A 20,159-nucleotide genomic window follows, 5' to 3' on the forward strand; every position below is an offset into this window, starting at 1 on the left:
GGGATGTTGAGTAATAACTCCAAAGAGAAAACAGTTCAGAGATTGGATTCACTCCTATCCTGTATTTAAACGTTCGACAGCTCGAAGCCAGGCTTAAAGAGTTGGGAATTTTTTAGCCCTATCTATATATCTCGACTACAGGTATGATATAGATATGTCGGCACTGCAAAAGGAGCAAATTTACGTAGAATTGCGCAAATATCATTTGGACGAACTTCCAGATTCTTTTGCTAATCCTAAGCTAAATGAACTACTAGCCGAGTACCGGCTGCTGGAAGACCAGTCGATCAGCATGCTGCTTGGGTTGGTAAATGGAAAGTCAGAAATTGCAGACTTTTCCAATGACTACGAAAATTTCGCTGCTAAAATTGAAATGTTAAATGATGTAGAAGATAAAAATGATAAGCAGCATTTTCATTCCAAGCTGGAGAGCTTAAAATATATTATTTCTATGGCCCAAGCCGCATCCTTTACCATTAGGCCAGTAAGAAAAATTAAACAGTCCAGCAGAGCAGTCGTGACAAAGATCAATAAAAAATGAAACCGCGTTGTAACTCAAAGCGGTTTTTTGTTATCCTGATTTTATGAATTTAAATGAATTGTTTGAAAAGGCCATCGTGCACAGAGAGCAACATCAGTGTAGCGCTTATCCCTATGAAAGCTATGATAGACTTTTTGAGATTGTTACCGTCGAAAATCCAGACCGTATACTGGAGATAGGCTCTGGCTGCGGTTTTAGCGCTTGCGTTATGATGCTGGCCAGCCCAAGATTGCAGCTGGATAGTATAGAGAAAGACCCAGAGCACGTTAAAGCTGCGCGTCAATTTTTGCAGGAAAATTTAACTCCGCAGGCAGCAGGGCGTGTAAGGATTATTGAGGGTATCGCGGAAGAAGTTTTAGAAAGATTGACTGAAGGGTATGATTTAATTTTCTTTGATGGTTATCAGATCCATTATGAATTTTTACCTCATTACAAAAGGCTGCTTAAAGCCGGCGGGCTGTTGGTTTTAGGAAACACGCATTTGAGCAGTAAAACCAGTGATAATTTCTTTGCGGAATTAAGTAACGGCAAGGATGGGAAGATCATGGACCGATTCGCAGAAACGATACTGGCCCGCCGCATATAAGATTTTCAAACTAAAAAAATTGTGATAATATAGATGAATCGTAGATATGAACTTAACAGACAAGTTAAATCATTTAGCAATTATTCCCGATGGGAACCGAAGATGGGCGAAGGCTCGTCTTTTGTTACCCTGGAAAGGCCACATAGAAGGCGTGAAGCGCTTTTGGGAGTTAGCAGAAGCAGCAGCACAGATGGGTATTAAGTACCTGACTTTCTGGGCCGGTTCCTATGGCAACTTAGACAAGCGCAGTAAAGAAGAAGTAGATGTCTTATTTCAGCTTATGGCCGATGAGCTAGCCAAGCCAGAGTTGCTCGAAAAATTAGAAAAGAATAAAACCAGCTTAAAGGTCATAGGGGAGTGGGAATTATTTGCCCGGGATTCTAAGCTAAAAGACACCTTGCAGGGTATTGAAAACAAGACCACCGAAGGTGCGGAGTATCAATTAACCATTTTATTTGGTTACGATGGCCAGCGCGAAATGCTGGCTGCTGTTAAATCTCTCCAGCAATCGGGGCAAGAGGTTAACGCCGATAACTTACAGCAAAGCCTTTGGACCAAAGAATTGCCGGCCGTGGACCTAGTTATCCGCACCGGCGGTGAACCGCACTGGTCCGCGGGTTTCTTAATGTGGCAGACAGCTAACAGCCAATACTATTTTACAGAAGATTTGTGGCCGGACTTTAAAGTGCCGCAATTAAAAACAGCGCTCGAAGATTTCGAGCGCCGCGAGCGGCGTTTGGGTAAATAAAAAATACGCAACCTCAGTTGCGTATTTTTTATGCTTCAAGCAGACTCGTAAGCCGAATTTTGTTTTTAAGCGATAATCAATCTTGGCAGCTTGTTACCAAACTGCTCGTGCGCCCTACCAAATTTGGGCTTGCACTCAAGTAAGAATTTAGCCGTTTCATCCTCTGCATCTCTGCAGTGATTAATCCTCAAGCAAGCTTGTAGGATTCCTTTGCATTTCTGCGCCGGCGTCACTGTTCGCATCTCGTAAGTTACCTTAGACGGGTGTTACCCGCTACTAGTTGTTAAAAGCTCATATGATACCTTCAACGCGAGTGTTCGGACTTTCCTCTCTGGCCCTCAGCCTTGCGGCATAGTTCCAGAGTAATCGCTCGATCTGCTTAAAGCTCATAAATAATGCCATAGTTGAGGGGTTTTGTCAATGTGGCTGCCAAGTAACCGCGGTTAATTCACTGTGAGACTAAAGTGGTGCCAAAGCCGGAAAAACAATGGTATAATTAGCATAAATTCAGTATTTATTAATCCTTTATATAACCTTGAAACAAAGTTCAGAAGTAGTCTTGGCACATGACTCATTTACCCAATATGGTGGCGCAGAGCGAGTAATGGGAGCAGTGGCAGAACTCTATCCAGAAAGCGAAATTTATACTTTAGCAACTGATCCGGTAATTACAAAGAATTTTCCCGATCGAGTTTTCAAACCGAGCCTGGTTCAGGTTTTTTATTCTATTATCCCAAAGCTGCAGTGGTGGTTTCCGTTAGCCCCAGTAGCTTTGCGGGTTATGAAGTTGCCGCCTGCAAAAGTTGTGGTCAGCAGCAGTTCGGCGTTTATGAAGGGGCTGCGCAAACCGAAAGGGAGTATTCATATTGATTACTGCCATACTCCCACCCGGTTTTTATGGAGCGATGCTGTTTATGCCGAAGGAGAAGTTCCAAAAATACTCCGCGGGGTGATGCGTTTGTATTTGCGCTGGCTGAGACGCTGGGATATTGCCGCCGCTAAGCGCGTTGATTATTTTATTGCTAACTCTAAAGAAGTTCAAAATCGCATCCAAAAATATTACAAACGAGATAGCGAACTCATTTATCCGTTTATCGATGTGAACTTTTGGCAAAACTCCGCGCCTCGAGGCGAGTACTTTTTAATGGCCGGCCGCATTACTCCCTACAAGGGTTACGAAAAAATCATCACTATCTTTAACGAATTAAAAATTCCATTACATGTAGTGGGCGAGGGTCGTTATTTGTCTTATTTAAAGACCATTGCTAAAGACAACATAATATTCATGGGCAAGGTTTCTGATGATGAATTGCGCAATCAGTATAGTGGCGCCAAAGCTTTTATCTATCCTCAAGTAGAAGATTTTGGATTAATGCCTTTGGAGGCAGCCAGCTGCGGCACTCCTACAATAGCTTTAGCAAAAGCAGGTAGCTTGGAAACAGTTGTATCTGGGGTAACTGGCGAGTTAATCGACGAATTCAATTTCAGTACTGTTTCGGATATTATTCAGCACTGGCAGGGAGAGAAATATCAAAGCAACGCTATGCGTGAGCACGCATCAAAGTTCAGTAAGGAAATTTTTCAGGCCAAAATTTCCGACTTTGTTAACAAGGTGAAACATGAACATAACTATTGATCTTCGCAGTCTCCATACTAAAGAATTTAGCGGCGTTGAATATTTTTCTGAGCAAGTCATTCAGCATTTACTGCAATTGGATAAGCAGAATCAATACCTGCTTTTTTATAACGGCTATAAAAAGAAAACCTTCGACCAGTTCCATTTTGTAAATGGCAAGTATAAGCAGACCCGCATTCCTAACCGTTTGTTAAATTTAAGCTTTAAGTTTTTAGGCTGGCCAAAAATAGAGAACCTGACGAATAATAACCATGTTTTGTTGCTACCAAACCCAACAATGGTCAGCATACATTCTGTAACTAAGCTAATCTTGGTGGTGCACGACCTGTCACCGGTATTGATGCCAGAAATGTATACGTTAAAATCCCAGTTATGGCATAAAATGATAAATATTCCCAAGCTAGCAAAGCGCGCAAACAGAATTCTGGCAGTATCGGAATACACCAAGCAGACTTTGGTCAGCGAATTTGGCATTAGTCCCGAAAAGATTTCTGTAGGATTATTGGGTATTGATAGTAATCGCTACCGTTACAACCAATCAATAGGCAATCTGCGCAATATTCGCAATGTATATGGCTTGCCAGGCGAATTCATACTGTTTATTGGCACGCTGGAGCCCCGCAAAAATTTGTCTCGTCTCATAAAAGCTTACGAAGCTTTGGATACCGAAGCGAGTTTGGTGATTGCAGGGAAAAAAGGCTGGCGTTACGCGGAAGTTATGCAGCTAATCGAATCCAGCCCAAAACGCAAACAGATTGTATACTTAGGCTATATTTCCGAAGAGCATAAGCCCGGCCTGATAAAATTAGCTAAAGTTTTTGCCTGGCCAAGCTTGTACGAAGGGTTTGGCCTGCCAGTGTTGGAGGCCATGGCCGTTGGAACCCCGGTGTTAACCTCTAATGTGACCTCATTGCCGGAGGTGGTCGGGGATAGCGCCATAACTGTGAATCCTTATAATATTACAGAGATCACCCAAGGCCTCAATGTTTTGTTAAATGATTCGGCTGTGCGCGAAAATTATATCGCAAAAGGCTTGGAACGTAGTCAAAAGTTTAATTGGGATAAGACAGCGCAAGTGCTGCACAGCTTACTGGCATAATTTTAATTTTAGAATGAAAATAGGCTTTGATTTCAGAATGGGCGGGAGCATCAATGCCGGCATTGGCCGGTATAGTTTTGAGTTACTCAAAACCATGCTGGACCGTAGTACAAATGATGACTTCGTCGTCTTCTACAATGCCAACAATGTAAACACTGCAGATTTAGAGGAATTACAAGCACGAGGGGCGGAATTGGTGGAGGCAAATTATCGCCACTATTCTTTTAGCGAACAGTTGTTTTTTCCGCGATTGCTTAAAGCTCATCATTTGGATATAGTTCATTTTCCGAATTTTAATGTACCTTTGCTGTATAAGGGTGAGTATGTCGTTACCATTCATGACATGGTCCACCACAAAATTAGCGGCCATAAAAAGAGCCGGTATATAAAATTCTTGGCTTATAAATATATTATCGAACAGGCTGCCAAGCGAGCCAAGAAAATTATCACTGTCACCGAAGCCGCGAAAAAAGAAATTATTGAATATTTAGGAACAGACCCGAATAAGATTGAAGTGACTTACGAAGCTCCCGCGCCAGTCGTTAAGAACCCCGGTGACTTTAACAGACTCAAAGAAAATTTTTTAATCAATGCCCCTTACCTGTTGTTTGTGGGCACTCTCGAACGTAAAAAGAATATCGTTAATCTATGCCTAGGTTTCGACAAGTTGTTGTCTAAATACAACTACAACTTAGATTTAGTTTTGGTAGGAAAAGTAGATAGTCATTATCCAGAAGTTAAAGAGCAGGCTCTGAGCATCAAACACCGCAACCGGCTCATTTTTACCGGTTATGTAAATAATAACGATCAGGCAAATTTTTACCAAAATGCGTTTGCATTTGTGACTGCTTCTTTGCATGAAGGCTTTGGCTTGCCGGGTTTAGAGGCCATGCAGTACGGTACTCCCGTACTGGCAGCCAATACCGAGGTTTTTAATGAGGTGTATGATGATGCCGCGATTTACTTTGACGGCTTAGATCCTGACGATATTGCTGATAAAATTAACTTGCTAGTTTCGGACCAGCCCTTCCACGAATCTATGCGCAAAAAATCGCTCAAGCGCGCAGCGATGTATTCTTGGGAAAGAACTGCCGACCAAACCTTAAAAATTTACAAAGATACTCAGTCGTTAATACCAATTCCAGATAAAAAACCGGAGTCGATTCCTCAGGTCGAGCCTCGTGCGCCCGAGTCTAAGGAGTATTCTCCAGAATTAGAATAATGTCTCATCCAACAAACCCAAAATACATTGCCATAGCCGGAGGCTTAACCGGCGGTCCAATTGCTCCGCTTCTAGCTGTTACCGATTACTGGCGGACGAAAGACGAACTGATCACTCCGGTTATTTTTGACGTGCGCAACAGCTTTGGAAAAACTGTAGCTCAGCGTAGAAACATAAGGTTCTACAGCATAACTACTGGCAAACTTCGCCGCTATTGGACCATAAAAAATTTCCTTGCGCCTTTTTTGCTTTTGATCGGCTTGATTCAATCTTTATATTACTTATCCAAGCTGCGCCCAAGGCTGGTATTAGGGGCCGGCGGTTTTGCCCAGCTGCCGGTAATGTACGCTGCTTGGATCTTGCGAATCCCGAGAGTGATTCATCAGCAAGATGTTTCTGTTACGCTTTCGAACCGGTTATGCACTCCGATCGCTAATTTGATTACAACCACCTTCGAAGGCTCGATCCGAGATTTCCCTCAGGGCAGCGGTTTAGGCAAAAAATATATCCAGGGCACAAAGGTGTATTGGACAGGCAATCCGGCCAGTCTTCCGGATAAGCATTCAAAATTCCCTGCGGACATTAAGTTAAATGGCGAACTGCCGGTATTGCTGGTTTTTGGGGGAGCTAGCGGAGCTGCTGCTTTGAATAAAATAATTGCTGACGCTGTTCCGACTTTGAGCAGAGTGGTAGAAATCATCCATATCACCGGTCCGGGCAAGAATTTATTTAAGCCGGCAAAGAATTATCATCCAATAGAGATCTTAACCAGCATGAAGCCTGTTTACGAAGCAGTCGACGTGGTGCTAGGTAGAGCGGGGATTAACACACTCACGGAATTGGCAGAGTTTGGTAAGCCGGGTATAATTGTTCCGATGCCCGACACTCATCAAGAAGTTAATGCGGAGCTCATTTTCCGCAGCGGTTCGGCTATGGTACTGGACCAAAATTCATTAAACGGCGATTTATTGGTTAAAGCCATCAGGAAGATTATTTTCGAGCCAGATCGTCAAAAGAAATACGTCACCAATTTAAGGAAGCTATTTAAGAGTAATGCAGCGCGGGAAATTGTGTCTTTAATAGAACATACGGTTTTGCACAAGTCATCAAAACAGAATTATGCAAAATAAGCGGAATAAAATTCGAGTCGGATTTGCTTTTAGCGGCGCTTCTACCCGTTCCATTTTTTATATTGGCTTTTTAGAAGCTCTTAAAGAAAACGGTTATCCAATCGATTACATTGCATCGATGTCTGGAGCAACTATCGTAGCAGCCAGTTTTGCCTCCGGAACCATGGATAAGCTTAAAGAGATGGCCTTCAGCATTAACAAAGAAGTAGTGCTTGGCTTCCTGGAACGCAGCCGCAGCAAAGGCGGTTTATATCACCTTAGAAAAGTGGAAGAGCTGCTGCGGACTTTTACCAAAAATTATAATTTTGAAGACGTTTCCCCTCGATTGGGTTTTGTAGCGACCGATATCGTGGCAGGCGAGGAGGTCGTGCTTCAGGTTGGAGATTTGGCCAAAGCCATTTGCGCGTCATGCACCTTGCCGGTGGTATTTGAACCGCAACCATGGGGCAACAAAGTATTAGTAGATGGAGGGATCATTAACATTGTTCCCGGAAATGTGGCGCGTCAAGCCGGCATGGATCTTATTATCGGTGTAGATTTGCGCGCCACCAGGCATGTATTTAGCCCGTGGCAGATTTTTTTAAGAAAAGCCATTAACCGTGTTAAAAAAGTTCTATGGCCGCAGTTTGCTAAAAATTTCAAGGAAAGGATCATGAATCAATTGCGCCTATCCGAATTCTGGGAAGATAATTTTTACCTTGGACAGACTGGGCATAAGCTCACTGACCCAAATCTTCTAACCGTTATTGGGCGATCTTTGGATATTGCTATAGAAGCTCAACAGCGCGATAAGCATAGCGAAAATTTTGAGTGCGATATGTTAATAGTTCCAGAACTAGAATTGCCATTTTGGAAGCGTAATCTATTTTTGCGCTTCACTCACGTGGATAACACCAAAGATTACTATTTGGCTGGGCGCAAAGCGGCAGAAGAATATCTACCAAAGATGTGGCAGCTGCTGAAGGACAAGGAAGAACAGGAAAAGGCCCGGGCAAAGCAACTGGAAACATTGTTTACTCAAACCGAAAATAACAAAACTAAGTAAATGAATTTATTACCTAACTCAAAAATCTATTTTATTGGAATCGGTGGTATTGCGATGTCGGCTGCTGCAGGCATCGCCAAACAAGCCGGTTTCGAAGTTACGGGCAGCGACAGCAAAGCATTATACGATCCGGCAAAGTCAGTGCTGGACGAATTGGATATCGATTACTTTATCGGATACAGCGCCGAGCAGCTTAAGAACGCGCAGGTTGATGTTTATGTTGCTTCTGCGGGCGAGGATTTGTCGAATCCGGAAATTGCATACCTTCGTGATAAAAACATAGAAATTTATTCTCTTAGCGAGCTGCTTCATGCATTGGCCGAAGATCAATTGCGTATTGTTGTTACCGGAACTCATGGCAAGTCCACCACCACCGCGATGCTTGGCCAGACTTTGCAGACCATCGACGACAGTTCATTTATGACCGGCGCAGTGTTAGCAGAGGCAAAAAGGAATTTTCATTATGGTACAGGTCATTATTTCGTATTCGAAGGCGACGAATACAAGGCTCTGTATGATGATCCGACCCCTAAGTTTCAGCAATATCACCCCGATATTCTGCTTCTCACTAACTTAGAGTTCGACCATCCGGATGTGTTTAATTCTATAGAGGAGATACAAGATGAATTCCGTGAGCTGATAGATAAGATGCCGGACGATGGCATTGTGGTTTACAATGCCGACTCCAGCGATTTAGCCAAGGTTGTTCATACTAGCAACTTGGGACAGGTTAGCTTTGCCTTGGATAACAGCGCCGATTTTACCGTTTCTAACATAGAAACCTTGCCGGATAAGACGATGTTTACAGTCAATCGTAAAGATCCTGCATCCGCTGAATACAGCACAGAGCAGTATGCTATCAACGCCTTTGGACGAATTAATGTGTATAACGCTTTGGGAGTGATTAGTTTGCTGAGAACTTTAGGTTTTAGCCATGAGCAAGTGCAGGATGGCCTAGATAGATTCCGCGGCATCAAGCGCCGCTTTGAATATATCGGGCAAACCAACGGCGGTACAGGAGCAAAAGTTTTTGATGATTATGCCCATCATCCCACTGCAGTGAAAGAAACTTTAGCAACCGCGCGATTGCGCTTTCCCAATTCAAAAATTTGGGCAGTTTTTGAACCGCATACCTTTAGCCGTACAGAAGCTGTGCTTGCAGATTTATCGAAAGCTTTCGAATCTGCAGATAAAGTCTTACTTGCCGAGATTTATCCGGCGCGAGAAAAGAAAACCGAAAATTCCATCACTGGTCAGCAGGTAGTTGAAGCAATAGCAAAGAACCATACAGACGTGCAATTGGTGGCAAATAAAAATGAAGTTATAGAGATTTTACAAAAGGAGCTTAGTCCGACAGATGTAGTAATAGTTATGGCGGTAGGCAGCTTTAACACGCTAGCTCTCGATTTGGTTAAATAACTTCAAACTAATTGCTGTAGATTTATGCAGATTACAGAAAACGCACAATTAGCGCCTTATACAACCTTTTACATCGGCGGCCCTGCTAGGTATTTGATCTTTGCCCAGGATGACAGTGAAGTTATTGAAGCTATAAAATTTGTGAAGAGTAAAAATCTACCCCATCTCATTTTTGGCGGGGGCAGCAACATGCTGGTAAGCGATAACGGTTTTGATGGCGTGGCAATCCGCATCGAGAGTGTAGGAATGGATATTATCGAGGACTCGCCAGAATCTGTGACTTTAAAAATTGCCAGCGGCGAAGTATGGGACGATGCTGTTCGGTTAGCGGTGGAAGAGAATTGGTGGGGGATCGAAAATTTATCGCACATCCCCGGCTTTGTAGGTGCGTTTTGCGTTCAAAACGTGGGCGCATATGGTCAAGAAGCTAGTGATGTGGTGCAGAGCGCTGAGGTGTATGATATTGAACGCGATGAGGTTTTAGTCATGCCCGCAGCAGATCTTAATTTTGGCTACCGATCTAGTATTTTTAATACAACGCAAAAAGGCCGCTATATCATTTTAAGCACGACTATAAAATTAATAAAGAACGGAAAGCCTAATTTATCTTATGGTGATTTAGCAAGCTATTTCCAAAATTTCACGCCATCGATAGAACAAATCCGCGAAGCAGTAATCGAAATTAGAAATAAAAAATTTCCTTTTCCTTCCGAGCCGACAAAAGGAAATAGCGGTTCATTTTTCCGCGGTCCGCTACTGTCTAGAAACGAGTTTGTTCAATTAAACGAAAAGATCAAACAGAACTTTCCAGAAGCCGCAGATAAATTCGACAACATGGAAAACAAACTTAAAGTATCTCAAGGATACAAAACCCCAGCAGCCTTTTTAATAGATCTATGCGGTCTTAAAGGGAAAACAGTAGGTGGCGCAAAAATCAACGAAGACCAGCCGGCAATTATTTTAAATTTTACTGGTCATGCAACAAGCGATGATGTAATGACGTTATATAAAGAAGTAAGCTCCGTTGTTTATGAAAAAACAGGGGTAAATCTGGGCATGGAACCAGAATTGGTCGGATTCAAATCTGAGAAGTAACGTTATTTTCTGTCGTTGTTTGATATAATTAATGCAGAAAGGACAAATCAATATGAACATCAACATCAAGGCAACTAATACCACCTTAACACCCGCAATTCGCAGTAATATCGAGAATAAACTAGAGGTTCTAAGCAAGTTTCTCAAGCCTGAAGACGTTATTCATGTTGAATTAGCCGAAGACACTCACCACAATAGCGGACAATTCTTTAGAGTAGATATTCAAATCAGTCCTCGGGGTAGCTATGCAGAAGCTCGCGCCAACGATTTTTATGAAGGAATGGATCTGGTTATTCCAAAAATTACTCAACAATTACGTAAAGAAAAGGAGAAGGGGATCAGCCTCCGACGAAGATTAGGCAACCTTTTCAAGCGGGGAGAATAGCCCGATTTTAGGCCACTGGAAGCAGTGGTTTTTAATTTTCTTGCTAATTGCCTAAGTAGTGTATTTTAGCTATACTAAACTGGTATTATTTACCCATTATGTCTATATTTTCTAGAGTTTTCTCGTTTGCTTCATCTGATCCGCTGCAAAAGTACAGCGGGGAACTGGCAAAAATTAACAGCTACGCAGATGAAATTTCTAAATTATCCGACGAACAAATCCAGCAAGAAATTGCTGGCTTTAAAGCTGTCTTAAAAGAAATTACTGATTCGAAAGAAGCAGTTAAAAAGCTTGCCGAAATCCGCCCCCGTGTATTCGCATTAACCCGCGAGGCCGCGAAGCGCGCTATCGGCCAGTTCCATTACGATGTGCAAATTGTCGGTGGCATTACTTTAGCCGAAGGTGCGATTGCCGAAATGAAAACCGGTGAGGGTAAAACTTTAACTGCCACTTTGCCATTGGCTTTATACGCACTGGCCGGGCGCGGAGCACATATCGTAACTGTTAACGATTACTTGGCGCGTTGGCAGGCCAGTCTAATGGGTAAGGTTTTTGCCCAGCTTGGCTTGTCTACTGCCAGCATTCAGCATGAAGCTTCCTTTTTATACGATCCAACGTATCAGCCCGAACAGGAAGAAATCGAAGCATTAGAAAGCGGTACCCAAGGACTGGTATTAGATGTAAAGCATATGCGCCCGATTACGCGTCGACAAGCTTACGAAGCCGATATTACATACGGTACCAACAATGAATATGGGTTTGATTACTTGCGCGATAACATGGTCCAGTCTATCGAACATCTTCGACAGCGCGAATTATTCTTTGCAATTGTGGACGAAGTCGACAGCATTTTGATCGATGAAGCCCGTACGCCGTTAATTATTTCTCAACCGGACACAGAACCGACTGATAAGTATTTTCAGTTTGCAAAATTAGTAGACCGTTTGCAGGAAGAAAAAGATTATACCGTAGACGAAAAGCATAAAGCGGCCAGCTTAACCGATGAAGGTATTTCTGAAATCGAACAGATTCTAAAAATTCCAAACATTTACGATACCAGCCAGGGCGTAACAACTTTGCATCATATCGAACAGGCTCTGCGTGCCAAGACGCTGTTTAAGCGCGACCGCGATTACGTGATTCGCGACGGCGAAATTGTGATTGTAGATGAATTTACCGGACGCCTGATGTTCGGCCGCCGTTATAGCCAGGGTTTGCACCAAGCTATTGAAGCCAAGGAAAATGTAAAGATTCAGCAGGAAAGCAAAACTTTAGCGACTATCACTTTCCAGAACTTGTTCCGTTTGTACGACAAGCTTTCCGGTATGACAGGTACTGCTAAGACTGAGGAAGAAGAATTCTTTAAGATTTATCAGTTAACAGTAGTCCAGATTCCGACTAATCGCGATATGGTTCGCATGGATCATTCTGATTTGGTATTTAAGAATGAAAACGGCAAGTTTGCTGCAATTGCCAAGGATGTTAAAGAGCGCAACAAGCGCGGGCAGCCGGTATTGATCGGTACTGTAAGTATTGCCAAGAACGAATTGCTTGCAGAACACCTTAAAAAAGAGGGCGTAAAGTTCGAAGTGTTGAACGCTAAGAACCACGAACGCGAAGCTCAAATTATTGCTCAGGCAGGTAGCTTAGGTGCCGTGACATTGGCTACTAACATTGCCGGCCGTGGTGTAGACATTCTACTCGGAGGCAATCCGGTTGATAAAGAAGAAGCTGCTAAGGTGCGCGAAGCGGGTGGTTTGGCTGTGATCGGTACAGAACGGCATGAATCCCGCCGTATCGACAACCAGTTGCGTGGCCGTGCCGGCCGTCAGGGTGATCCTGGTTCGAGCCAGTTCTATGTTTCCATGGAAGACGATCTGATGCGTCTGTTTGGAGGCGGCCGTATGCAGAGCCTGATGGACACTCTAAAGATTCCAGAAGACCAGCCAATTGAGGCCAAGCTGGTATCCCGCTCGATTGAATCGGCACAAAAGAAAATCGAAGGCATCAACTTTGATACCCGTAAGAGCGTGCTAGAATTTGACGATGTACTAAACAATCAGCGCAAGAGCATTTACAACCGCCGCCGTCGCTACCTTGGCGGGCTAGAGAAGAGCGGCCAGGAAGACAAGCATATCCGTGAAGAAATTTTGGATATGATCAGAGCTGAAATCGAAAGCATCGTTACCTTCAACATGGGCAGTCTTGATTTTGAAGAAGGTCTTAAGCAAGTTTTCCAATATGCCGGCAATATCTTAACCACACTCGATGGCAACAAGCAGGCAGTAATATCCGAAGCTCTCCAAAATGCTGCAGATCGCGACTTTGTATTAATTGACGAATTGAACAAATTGGCCGAGCAGGAAATTAAAGCTAAAGGTGAAGAAATCGGCGATGAGCTATACGACAGCGTACTGCGTTCTTTGATGTTGTCTTCCATTGACCGTTTATGGATGGAACATCTGGATACTATGGATCACTTGCGCGATTCTGTTCGCTTGCGTGGCTATGGCCAGCGCGACCCATTAGTGGAATATAAAAAAGAGGGCTACACTTTATTCAAAAATTTGCAGGCAGAAATCGACAAGAGTGTAATCTACGCTGCGCTGCGCGTAGGAGTTCAGATTCATAATGAAGGCGGCCAAACCCATCAGCATATTACTTTAGGCGGTGGTAGCAATGATGTTTCTAATAAGAGCAGCGCAGCTCAGGTAGAGGCAGAACCGCAAGATCCGCGCGCAGCTGGTTTAGGGCGCAATGATCCTTGTTATTGCGGATCAGGTTTGAAGTATAAAAAGTGCGGTTTGATTAATTCTGTAGAACACCAAAAGAATTTGGCATAATAAAAAACCTCGATCAGTTTGATCGAGGTTTATCCATAATCGCCCACATTTGTCTCCCTGGTATGACATACTTCACAGTACCAGCCGACACAACCGAGCTTCCTAATACCTTCGTTTTTAGATCTGGCGTAACGGATAATTCTTCTCATGAACGTTTGACAGTGGACATGAAAGAGTGAAATACCCCTAAGTAGTTCTCTATATTCATGTTCACCGTAGTTGCTCCCTTCCCATTCAGACTCAATTTCTGAATCTCTTTGATAAGACATATTACCTCCTTGAATATCATAACAAGGTAACATATAATACATTCAACGTCAAGAGTGTATTAAGGAGGAATATGGCTTTAACAACAGAGAAAAGAATCAAGCAATTGATGATGAAAGGTCAAGAAGAAACCAAACACCTTTCTAATCCGAACGTCATTTTACAATCAGAGTATCATCAGAAAGTTAAGGAATTTGGCCAAGAGGCGATTAAATCTCTATTCCAATTATTGAAGGACAATGAAGGGTGTTCAATAGCAATTTTTGGTTTACTTTCAGAGATACACGGCCGTGGGCCAATTATTCCGCTGGATAAACGCGGCAACATCACTTTCATCCGAAAACGATGGCTGCGTCTAGGCAAAGTCCATGAGCTATATTAAAAACCCGCATCTATGATGTGGGTTTTATTTCAAGTTCCGCTAATGTCATCAATGCCTCCATTAAAATGTTATAATTAGCTCTGACTTTGCAGATTATCTACTTCTAAAGCCATGTCAATCAAGAAAAAAACTGATGAACTTCTAAAGATAAATAGGCAGATATTAAAATGCTCCGTATGTTTAAAATCGGCTAAAGGCCTGCTAGTACCCGGCGAAGGTAGTCGAAGTGCAGAGATAGTTTTAGTAGGAGAAGCCCCAGGCAAGAACGAAGCCGTCACTGGCAAACCGTTTATTGGCAGAGCAGGGAAGCTGCTCGACTCTTTGCTAGAGACAATCAAACTGGATAGAAACGATATCTTTATCACCAGCGCAGTAAAATATTTGCCTAAAACCTATATTACGCCCAAGCCAGCAGACATTGAGCATGGCCGTATTCATCTCTTTGCTCAGCTCGAAGCTATCCAGCCAAGAGTAATTGTCTTAATGGGCAATACTGCAGCTATGGCGGTACTGCACGAAAAGTTTTCCATTGCCAAGGATCATGGTAAATTTATTATACGCGACGGATTAATTTACTTTTTAAGCTATCACCCTGCAGCACCTCTTTACAGTCCAAAGCTTAGGGAAATTATTATCAAGGATTTTAAGAAACTCAAACGGTATATCAAATGAAAGCTTACTTAAAGAAACCAGCCAGGCTGCCGAACCATGTAGTTCCCAGCTATTACCACATTCAAATTACGCCCAATCTGACGGATTTTACTTTTACCGGAAAAGAAAAGATTAAACTGGCAATTAATAAGCAAAGCGATCGTATTGTTTTGCATTCCTTAGATCTGAATATCTCTAGCGCCAAATGGGAAAGCGGTAAACAGGAAGTTGTAGCAAAGAAAATTTCTTATAATAAAAAGGCAGAGACTGTCCAAGTATTCTTGCCAAAAAAAATCACAGGCAAGGGAATTTTACACCTGGAATTTTCTGGCACTATCTTAGACGGCTTACAAGGATTTTACCGAAGCAAGTATTTGCACAATGACCAAGAAAAACATTTGGCTACCACTCAACTAGAAGCCACCGATGCCCGCCGATTTTTTCCTTGTTTTGACGAACCTGCCCATAAAGCAATTTTCGAAATGGAAGCTATAGTTCCGAAAAAGCTGCAAGTGATCTCTAACACCATCGAAGACGAAATTTTGCCGCATCACGATACCGGCTTAAAAATTGTCCGCTTTCAGCCTACGCCGCAGATGTCTACATACTTGCTGGCTTTAATAATAGGCGAATTGGAACATTTGCAAACGCAAACTAAGAGTGGAGTGCAAATTCGCGTGCATACAACCCCCGGGAAGAAATCGCAGGGAAAGTTTGCTTTGGAGACCACCAAAAACGCATTAGAGTTTTTAGAAGATTATTTCGGCATACCTTACCCCTTGCCGGTGTTGGATATGATTGCGATTCCGGATTTTGCTGCCGGGGCAATGGAGAATTGGGGAGCAGTGACCTTCCGCGAAAAAGAATTGCTCGTGGATGATGACCATACGCCATTTATCGCCAAGCAGCGCATTGCAGAAGTAATCAGCCACGAGTTGGTACACCAGTGGTTCGGCAACTTAGTGACTATGGAATGGTGGACGCACTTATGGCTCAACGAAAGCTTTGCCTGCTACATGGCGTACTTGGTAGTGGATAATCTGCATCCGGAATGGAACTTTTGGACCAAATTCATCTTACAGGAGCAGTCTTATGCGTTAAATCAAGACAGTTTGCATACCAGTCATCCCATAGAAGTCGAAGTTCATCATCCCAACCAGATCGGCGAAATCTTTGATGGCATCAGCTACTCTAAAGGCGCAAGCATATTGCGCATGCTTTCCAGCTATATTGGCGAAGAAACTTTTCGGAAAGGATTGTCTTTGTACTTAAAGAAGCATTCCTATAAAAACACTTCCTCTATTCATTTGTGGGAAGCATTCGAAAAAGCATCAGGAAAGCCGGTAAGAAAGTTTATGAAGCGCTGGACCCAGGAAGTAGGTTATCCGATGGTGGACGTATCTCTGCACAACAACCGCTTGCTCTTAACTCAAAACAAATTTACTCAGCTGCCTCAGAGGGCTTCAAAAAGACAACGCAGCCCAGTTTGGTCAGTGCCAATTTTACCTTTTTACGGAAAAAATGTACCAACTGGCGATATCGAGCTGACCAGAAGTTCTCAATCTTTCCCAGTGCCTTCCAATTACCAGTTGATAAAATTGAATGACCAGGAGCAAAGTTTTTTCATTACTAATTACGATCTGCCCCTACTGGCTAGGTTAGCGCAGGAGGTAAAGGCGAAAGAATTTTCCAGCGTGGACCGCCTGGCTATTTTGCGCAACACTTTTTTGCTGGCCAAGGCGGGGAAGTTAAGCACTGATATCTTTTTAGAATTAGCTAAAAATTTACAGCAAGAAACCAGTTATGTTGTATGGTCAGAGGTAGCTGGTAGTCTTAATAATCTTGGGCAAATGCTTGCAGGTACCAGTACGGAGAAGTTTTACAATAATTTCTTATCCAAAATCTACGGACAGCTTATCAGCAAAAAGGAATTAGGCTTCAATGCAAAAGACAGGGAGACATATAACAATAAAACCTTGAGAGGACTGGCTTTTTTGCAATCGGGCTTATACGGCCATAAGCCTTCTATCTCTGCCGCCAACCAAATGTTCGCTCAGCGCTTGAAGGGAAAAGCAACCGACCCCGACACCCGTCTGGCTGTTTATGCGACCGTTGCTAGGTGGGGTAATGCAAAAGCCTACCAGCAGCTGGTTGCGCTGTACAAAAAAGTAGAATCGGCTCAAGAAAAGCAGCAGCTGCTTTTGGCATTAACTAAATTTCAGCAGCCAGAACTGCAAAGGAAAGTTTTGAAATTCTTTTATGGCAAAGAGATCCGCGATCAAGACCGTTTTTTGGTTATCAATTACTCGCTGCAAACATCTAGCTTAAAAAAGCAGGCATGGAAAGCTTTGCAGGCAAACTGGAAAAATTTGGAAAGAAAGTACGGCTCCAGCAAAATGCTTGGTTCTATAATTTCCGGAGCTTCGAGCTTTAACTCTAAACAAGAATCCAACAGTTTCGAAAAATTTGTTAAGACCCACGACCTCAGCAGTGCAAAGCAGGCCGTTAAGCAAACCCGAGAGAAAATTGCGATTAAGCTGGCATGGCTGAAGAGGGATTTGGGCTTCGTGCGGGCGTATTTGATAAAAAACCAATAGTTTAATATACTTAGTAGGTGATTAATTGATATTTATGAAACCATTTATTAAGCGAATTTTGGTTTTTTTATTTGTCATTTTATTGGGTGCAGCGGCAGCCTGGGTAGTCCATCCGCAGGGCAGTAAAATCGACTTAAATAAAATCGGAATTAACTACAAAAAAGAGTTCAATCTGCGCCTTGGGCTAGACCTTAAAGGCGGTGCTCACTTAGTTTATAAGGCAGATTTTAAGGATGTCGCAGATGCCGACAAATCCGATGCGTTAAACAGCGTCCGCGATACTATCGAGCGCCGCGTTAATGCTTTTGGCGTATCCGAACCAGTCATTCAAGTTCAGGGCTCGGATCAGATTATTGTTGACCTACCCGGGGTGGCAGACGTTAACGAAGCTATTAACCAAATTGGCCAAACTCCACTATTAGAATTTCGTACCCAGGGCGACCCAAATGCGGTACAGAACGCAACTGTCGGAGCAGACGGTCAGGTAGTGTTGGATCCTTTGGCAGGCTGGGATCAAACAGCCTTATCCGGAAAGCAGCTGAAGCGGGCCACCGCAGACGTTCAAGCTCAGCAGGGTTCTTTGAACTCGGGAATTATTGTTCGGTTGCAGTTTGATGATGAAGGCACCAAGCTATTCTCAGAACTGACCCAGGCTAACATCGGCAAGCAAATTGCAATTGTTCTGGACGGCCAAATCATCAGCGCACCGACTGTACAAACAGCAATTACCGACGGCGAAGCGATTATTTCCGGCAACTTCCCAGCAGACGAAGCAAAGGAGTTGGCTACTCGTCTAAATTCTGGTGCTTTACCTGTGCCTGTCAGCTTAATTTCTCAACAGAATATCGGAGCCTCTTTGGGACAAGAATCCATTCAGCTCTCTCTCATCGCCGGTCTCATCGGCTTGCTGATGGTGGTGCTATTTATGATTTTCTACTACAGATATCCAGGCCTATTGGCCGTATTAGCCCTGATTATTTATGTATTGCTTTCTATTGCAATATTTAAGATCGGCATCTCGATCACAGCTATCGTTCTGGTCGGCGCATTCTTCCTGCTCGGCGTAGTTGTGAGTGGCTGGTTCGGCATCCTGGCGTTGGTTAGCTATATTGCGTTAATGCTCTTAAATGGCGTACAACCAGTGACTCTAACATTGGCTGGCATTGCTGGATTCATTTTGTCTATCGGTATGGCTGTGGATGCCAATATTTTGATCTTTGAGAGAATGAAGGAAGAAATCCGCAGCGGCAAGGAGCTTACCAAAGCGATTGACGATGGCTTTGCCCGAGCTTGGCTATCTATTCGTGACTCGAATGTATCTAGCTTGATAACAACTTTCATCTTGTACATGTTCGGCACGCCTTCGATCAAAGGGTTTGCCATCACACTGTCTATCGGTATTTTAATCTCTATGTTCAGCGCTATCACAGCTACCCGCACTTTCTTAAGATTATTAATGACAAAGCGAATCTCAACAATGCCATGGCTATTTGGGGCGAAGCTTAAGAAAGCAAAGGAATAAAATATATGAAATTACTAAATTACTACCGGCAGTTCTTTGTTCTCTCTATAGCTATTACTCTGATTAGCATCATCGCTTTAGCTGTATTCGGGCTTAAACTCGGCATAGATTTTAAAGGTGGTTCCGTAACAGAGTTGGAATTTAACCAAGCTGTAGATACAGGTAAAGTCAGAGAGGTTATTCAACAGAAGGGGATTAGCGGTGCGCAGGTTCAGTCTACAGAAGATAACGGCGTGATTATTCGCACCGAGCAGCAAGATGAAGAAAAGCATAAGGAGCTTTTGGCTGCTTTAAAAACTGACGTGGGTGAATTTACCGAAAAAAGCTATCAGTCGATCGGTCCTATCGTGGGAGAACAGCTCACTAGGCAAGCTGTATATCAGCTTATCTTAGTGTCATTGGGTATTGTGTTATACATTGCATATGCGTTCCGTAAGGTTACTAAGCCTATTTCCAGCTGGCAATTCGGTATTGCAGCAGTTGTAGCCCTCCTCCATGACTTGATTGTCGTACTCGGTATTTTTGCACTTCTTGGACACTTCTTTAACATCGAAATAGACAGCATGTTCGTTACCGCTATGCTTACCGTATTGGGCTTCTCGGTTCACGATACGATTATTGTGTTCGATAGAATCCGCGAAAATCTGCGAGTGTATGCAGGGCAGTCGATCGAGTTCGTCGTTAATCATAGTATTTCGCAAACATTAGTCCGTTCGCTCAATACTAGCTTAACCGTACTCTTTGTATTGCTTGCACTGCTCCTATTTGGAGGCGAGACTATCCGTTATTTCGTTCTAGCCTTATTCGTAGGTATAGTGGCCGGTACTTATTCGTCCATCTTCGTAGCTAGTCCAATACTAGTTTTGTGGCAAAATTACAGATTGCGTAAACGAAAATAACTAAAAACCCCTTATATAAGGGGTTTTTTATTTGAAAAATGGTATAATAATTATTTGACGAACTCATATATATATGTTATAATCTTGAATAT

General features: G+C 43.1%; 17 protein-coding genes and 1 other RNA gene. 17 read left to right on the forward strand and 1 reads right to left on the reverse strand.

Features of this window, described 5'->3' with window-relative positions:
• The first annotated feature begins 154 nt into the window (after positions 1 to 154).
• From IPM19_02290 to uppS, 3 genes are read left to right on the forward strand one after another with little or no spacing between them, the layout of a single operon-like run.
• On the forward strand, positions 155 to 541 hold the full coding sequence (locus IPM19_02290) for a hypothetical protein (protein QQS23369.1): 387 nt from the start codon (positions 155 to 157) through the stop codon (positions 539 to 541).
• Positions 542 to 584: 43 nt separating this feature from the next.
• The gene (locus IPM19_02295; GenBank protein ID QQS23370.1) at positions 585 to 1,127 is read left to right on the forward strand and encodes a class I SAM-dependent methyltransferase; all 543 of its coding nucleotides are present in this window, start codon (positions 585 to 587) and stop codon (positions 1,125 to 1,127) included.
• Positions 1,128 to 1,173: 46 nt separating this feature from the next.
• A complete protein-coding gene (gene uppS, locus IPM19_02300) occupies positions 1,174 to 1,875 on the forward strand; it encodes a di-trans,poly-cis-decaprenylcistransferase (protein ID QQS23371.1) in 702 nt (233 codons plus the stop codon).
• 32 nt (positions 1,876 to 1,907) lie between these two features.
• Here the strand turns inward: uppS and rnpB are convergent.
• Positions 1,908 to 2,257: RNase P RNA component class A (rnpB, locus tag IPM19_02305), an RNA gene on the reverse strand.
• 153 nt (positions 2,258 to 2,410) lie between these two features.
• Here rnpB and IPM19_02310 point away from each other — a divergent pair.
• The 14 genes from IPM19_02310 to secF all read left to right on the forward strand — a co-directional run bounded on the left by IPM19_02310 (position 2,411) and on the right by secF (position 20,067).
• The gene (locus IPM19_02310; GenBank protein QQS23372.1) at positions 2,411 to 3,511 is read left to right on the forward strand and encodes a glycosyltransferase; all 1,101 of its coding nucleotides are present in this window, start codon (positions 2,411 to 2,413) and stop codon (positions 3,509 to 3,511) included.
• Entirely contained in the window at positions 3,495 to 4,610 is a 1,116-nt protein-coding gene (locus IPM19_02315) for a glycosyltransferase family 4 protein (GenBank protein QQS23373.1), read from the forward strand. The genes IPM19_02310 and IPM19_02315 overlap by 17 nt, the downstream gene beginning before the upstream one ends.
• 13 nt (positions 4,611 to 4,623) lie before the next feature.
• Positions 4,624 to 5,832: a glycosyltransferase family 4 protein gene (locus IPM19_02320; GenBank protein QQS23374.1), complete on the forward strand. Its 1,209-nt coding sequence runs from the start codon at positions 4,624 to 4,626 to the stop codon at positions 5,830 to 5,832.
• Entirely contained in the window at positions 5,832 to 6,962 is a 1,131-nt protein-coding gene (locus IPM19_02325; GenBank protein ID QQS23375.1) for a glycosyltransferase, read from the forward strand. Before IPM19_02320 ends, IPM19_02325 begins: the two co-directional genes overlap by 1 nt.
• Positions 6,952 to 8,007 (forward strand): patatin-like phospholipase family protein, encoded by a 1,056-nt coding sequence (locus IPM19_02330; GenBank protein ID QQS23376.1) that lies wholly within the window; start codon positions 6,952 to 6,954, stop codon positions 8,005 to 8,007. The genes IPM19_02325 and IPM19_02330 overlap by 11 nt, the downstream gene beginning before the upstream one ends.
• Positions 8,008 to 9,426, forward strand: coding sequence for a UDP-N-acetylmuramate--L-alanine ligase (gene murC / locus IPM19_02335; GenBank protein ID QQS23377.1), 1,419 nt, complete (start codon positions 8,008 to 8,010; stop codon positions 9,424 to 9,426).
• 24 nt (positions 9,427 to 9,450) lie between these two features.
• Complete coding sequence (murB, locus tag IPM19_02340; GenBank protein ID QQS23378.1) at positions 9,451 to 10,521, forward strand: UDP-N-acetylmuramate dehydrogenase; 1,071 nt, start codon at positions 9,451 to 9,453, stop codon at positions 10,519 to 10,521.
• Positions 10,522 to 10,552: 31 nt separating this feature from the next.
• Positions 10,553 to 10,906 carry a ribosome-associated translation inhibitor RaiA gene (gene raiA / locus IPM19_02345; protein ID QQS23379.1) on the forward strand — a complete coding sequence of 118 codons (354 nt, stop codon included), beginning with the start codon at positions 10,553 to 10,555 and terminating at the stop codon, positions 10,904 to 10,906.
• A gap of 98 nt (positions 10,907 to 11,004) precedes the next feature.
• Positions 11,005 to 13,749 carry a preprotein translocase subunit SecA gene (secA, locus tag IPM19_02350; GenBank protein QQS23415.1) on the forward strand — a complete coding sequence of 915 codons (2,745 nt, stop codon included), beginning with the start codon at positions 11,005 to 11,007 and terminating at the stop codon, positions 13,747 to 13,749.
• Positions 13,750 to 14,089: 340 nt separating this feature from the next.
• A complete protein-coding gene (locus IPM19_02355) occupies positions 14,090 to 14,398 on the forward strand; it encodes a hypothetical protein (protein QQS23380.1) in 309 nt (102 codons plus the stop codon).
• Positions 14,399 to 14,509: 111 nt separating this feature from the next.
• Positions 14,510 to 15,070 carry a uracil-DNA glycosylase gene (locus IPM19_02360; GenBank protein ID QQS23381.1) on the forward strand — a complete coding sequence of 187 codons (561 nt, stop codon included), beginning with the start codon at positions 14,510 to 14,512 and terminating at the stop codon, positions 15,068 to 15,070.
• Positions 15,067 to 17,646 carry a M1 family metallopeptidase gene (locus IPM19_02365; protein ID QQS23382.1) on the forward strand — a complete coding sequence of 860 codons (2,580 nt, stop codon included), beginning with the start codon at positions 15,067 to 15,069 and terminating at the stop codon, positions 17,644 to 17,646. Before IPM19_02360 ends, IPM19_02365 begins: the two co-directional genes overlap by 4 nt.
• A gap of 34 nt (positions 17,647 to 17,680) precedes the next feature.
• A complete protein-coding gene (secD, locus tag IPM19_02370) occupies positions 17,681 to 19,168 on the forward strand; it encodes a protein translocase subunit SecD (GenBank protein ID QQS23383.1) in 1,488 nt (495 codons plus the stop codon).
• A gap of 5 nt (positions 19,169 to 19,173) precedes the next feature.
• On the forward strand, positions 19,174 to 20,067 hold the full coding sequence (gene secF / locus IPM19_02375; GenBank protein QQS23384.1) for a protein translocase subunit SecF: 894 nt from the start codon (positions 19,174 to 19,176) through the stop codon (positions 20,065 to 20,067).
• Positions 20,068 to 20,159: the final 92 nt, after the last annotated feature.

The sequence above is a fragment of the bacterium genome, assembly GCA_016699995.1.
GTDB lineage: Bacteria > Patescibacteriota > Doudnabacteria > UBA920 > UBA920 > UBA920.

What these genes read in the sequence shown, in the direction of transcription:
- murB (QQS23378.1), top strand. Translation starts at nt 9,451, where the DNA reads ATGCAGATTACAGAAAACGCACAATTAGCGCCTTATACAACCTTTTAC.
- secD (QQS23383.1), top strand. Translation starts at nt 17,681, where the DNA reads ATGAAACCATTTATTAAGCGAATTTTGGTTTTTTTATTTGTCATTTTA.
- uppS (QQS23371.1), top strand. Translation starts at nt 1,174, where the DNA reads ATGAACTTAACAGACAAGTTAAATCATTTAGCAATTATTCCCGATGGG.
- secF (QQS23384.1), top strand. Translation starts at nt 19,174, where the DNA reads ATGAAATTACTAAATTACTACCGGCAGTTCTTTGTTCTCTCTATAGCT.
- IPM19_02325 (QQS23375.1), top strand. Translation starts at nt 5,832, where the DNA reads ATGTCTCATCCAACAAACCCAAAATACATTGCCATAGCCGGAGGCTTA.
- murC (QQS23377.1), top strand. Translation starts at nt 8,008, where the DNA reads ATGAATTTATTACCTAACTCAAAAATCTATTTTATTGGAATCGGTGGT.
- IPM19_02295 (QQS23370.1), top strand. Translation starts at nt 585, where the DNA reads ATGAATTTAAATGAATTGTTTGAAAAGGCCATCGTGCACAGAGAGCAA.
- secA (QQS23415.1), top strand. Translation starts at nt 11,005, where the DNA reads ATGTCTATATTTTCTAGAGTTTTCTCGTTTGCTTCATCTGATCCGCTG.
- IPM19_02290 (QQS23369.1), top strand. Translation starts at nt 155, where the DNA reads ATGTCGGCACTGCAAAAGGAGCAAATTTACGTAGAATTGCGCAAATAT.
- IPM19_02330 (QQS23376.1), top strand. Translation starts at nt 6,952, where the DNA reads ATGCAAAATAAGCGGAATAAAATTCGAGTCGGATTTGCTTTTAGCGGC.
- IPM19_02315 (QQS23373.1), top strand. Translation starts at nt 3,495, where the DNA reads ATGAACATAACTATTGATCTTCGCAGTCTCCATACTAAAGAATTTAGC.
- IPM19_02360 (QQS23381.1), top strand. Translation starts at nt 14,510, where the DNA reads ATGTCAATCAAGAAAAAAACTGATGAACTTCTAAAGATAAATAGGCAG.
- IPM19_02365 (QQS23382.1), top strand. Translation starts at nt 15,067, where the DNA reads ATGAAAGCTTACTTAAAGAAACCAGCCAGGCTGCCGAACCATGTAGTT.
- raiA (QQS23379.1), top strand. Translation starts at nt 10,553, where the DNA reads ATGCAGAAAGGACAAATCAATATGAACATCAACATCAAGGCAACTAAT.
- IPM19_02355 (QQS23380.1), top strand. Translation starts at nt 14,090, where the DNA reads ATGGCTTTAACAACAGAGAAAAGAATCAAGCAATTGATGATGAAAGGT.
- IPM19_02320 (QQS23374.1), top strand. Translation starts at nt 4,624, where the DNA reads ATGAAAATAGGCTTTGATTTCAGAATGGGCGGGAGCATCAATGCCGGC.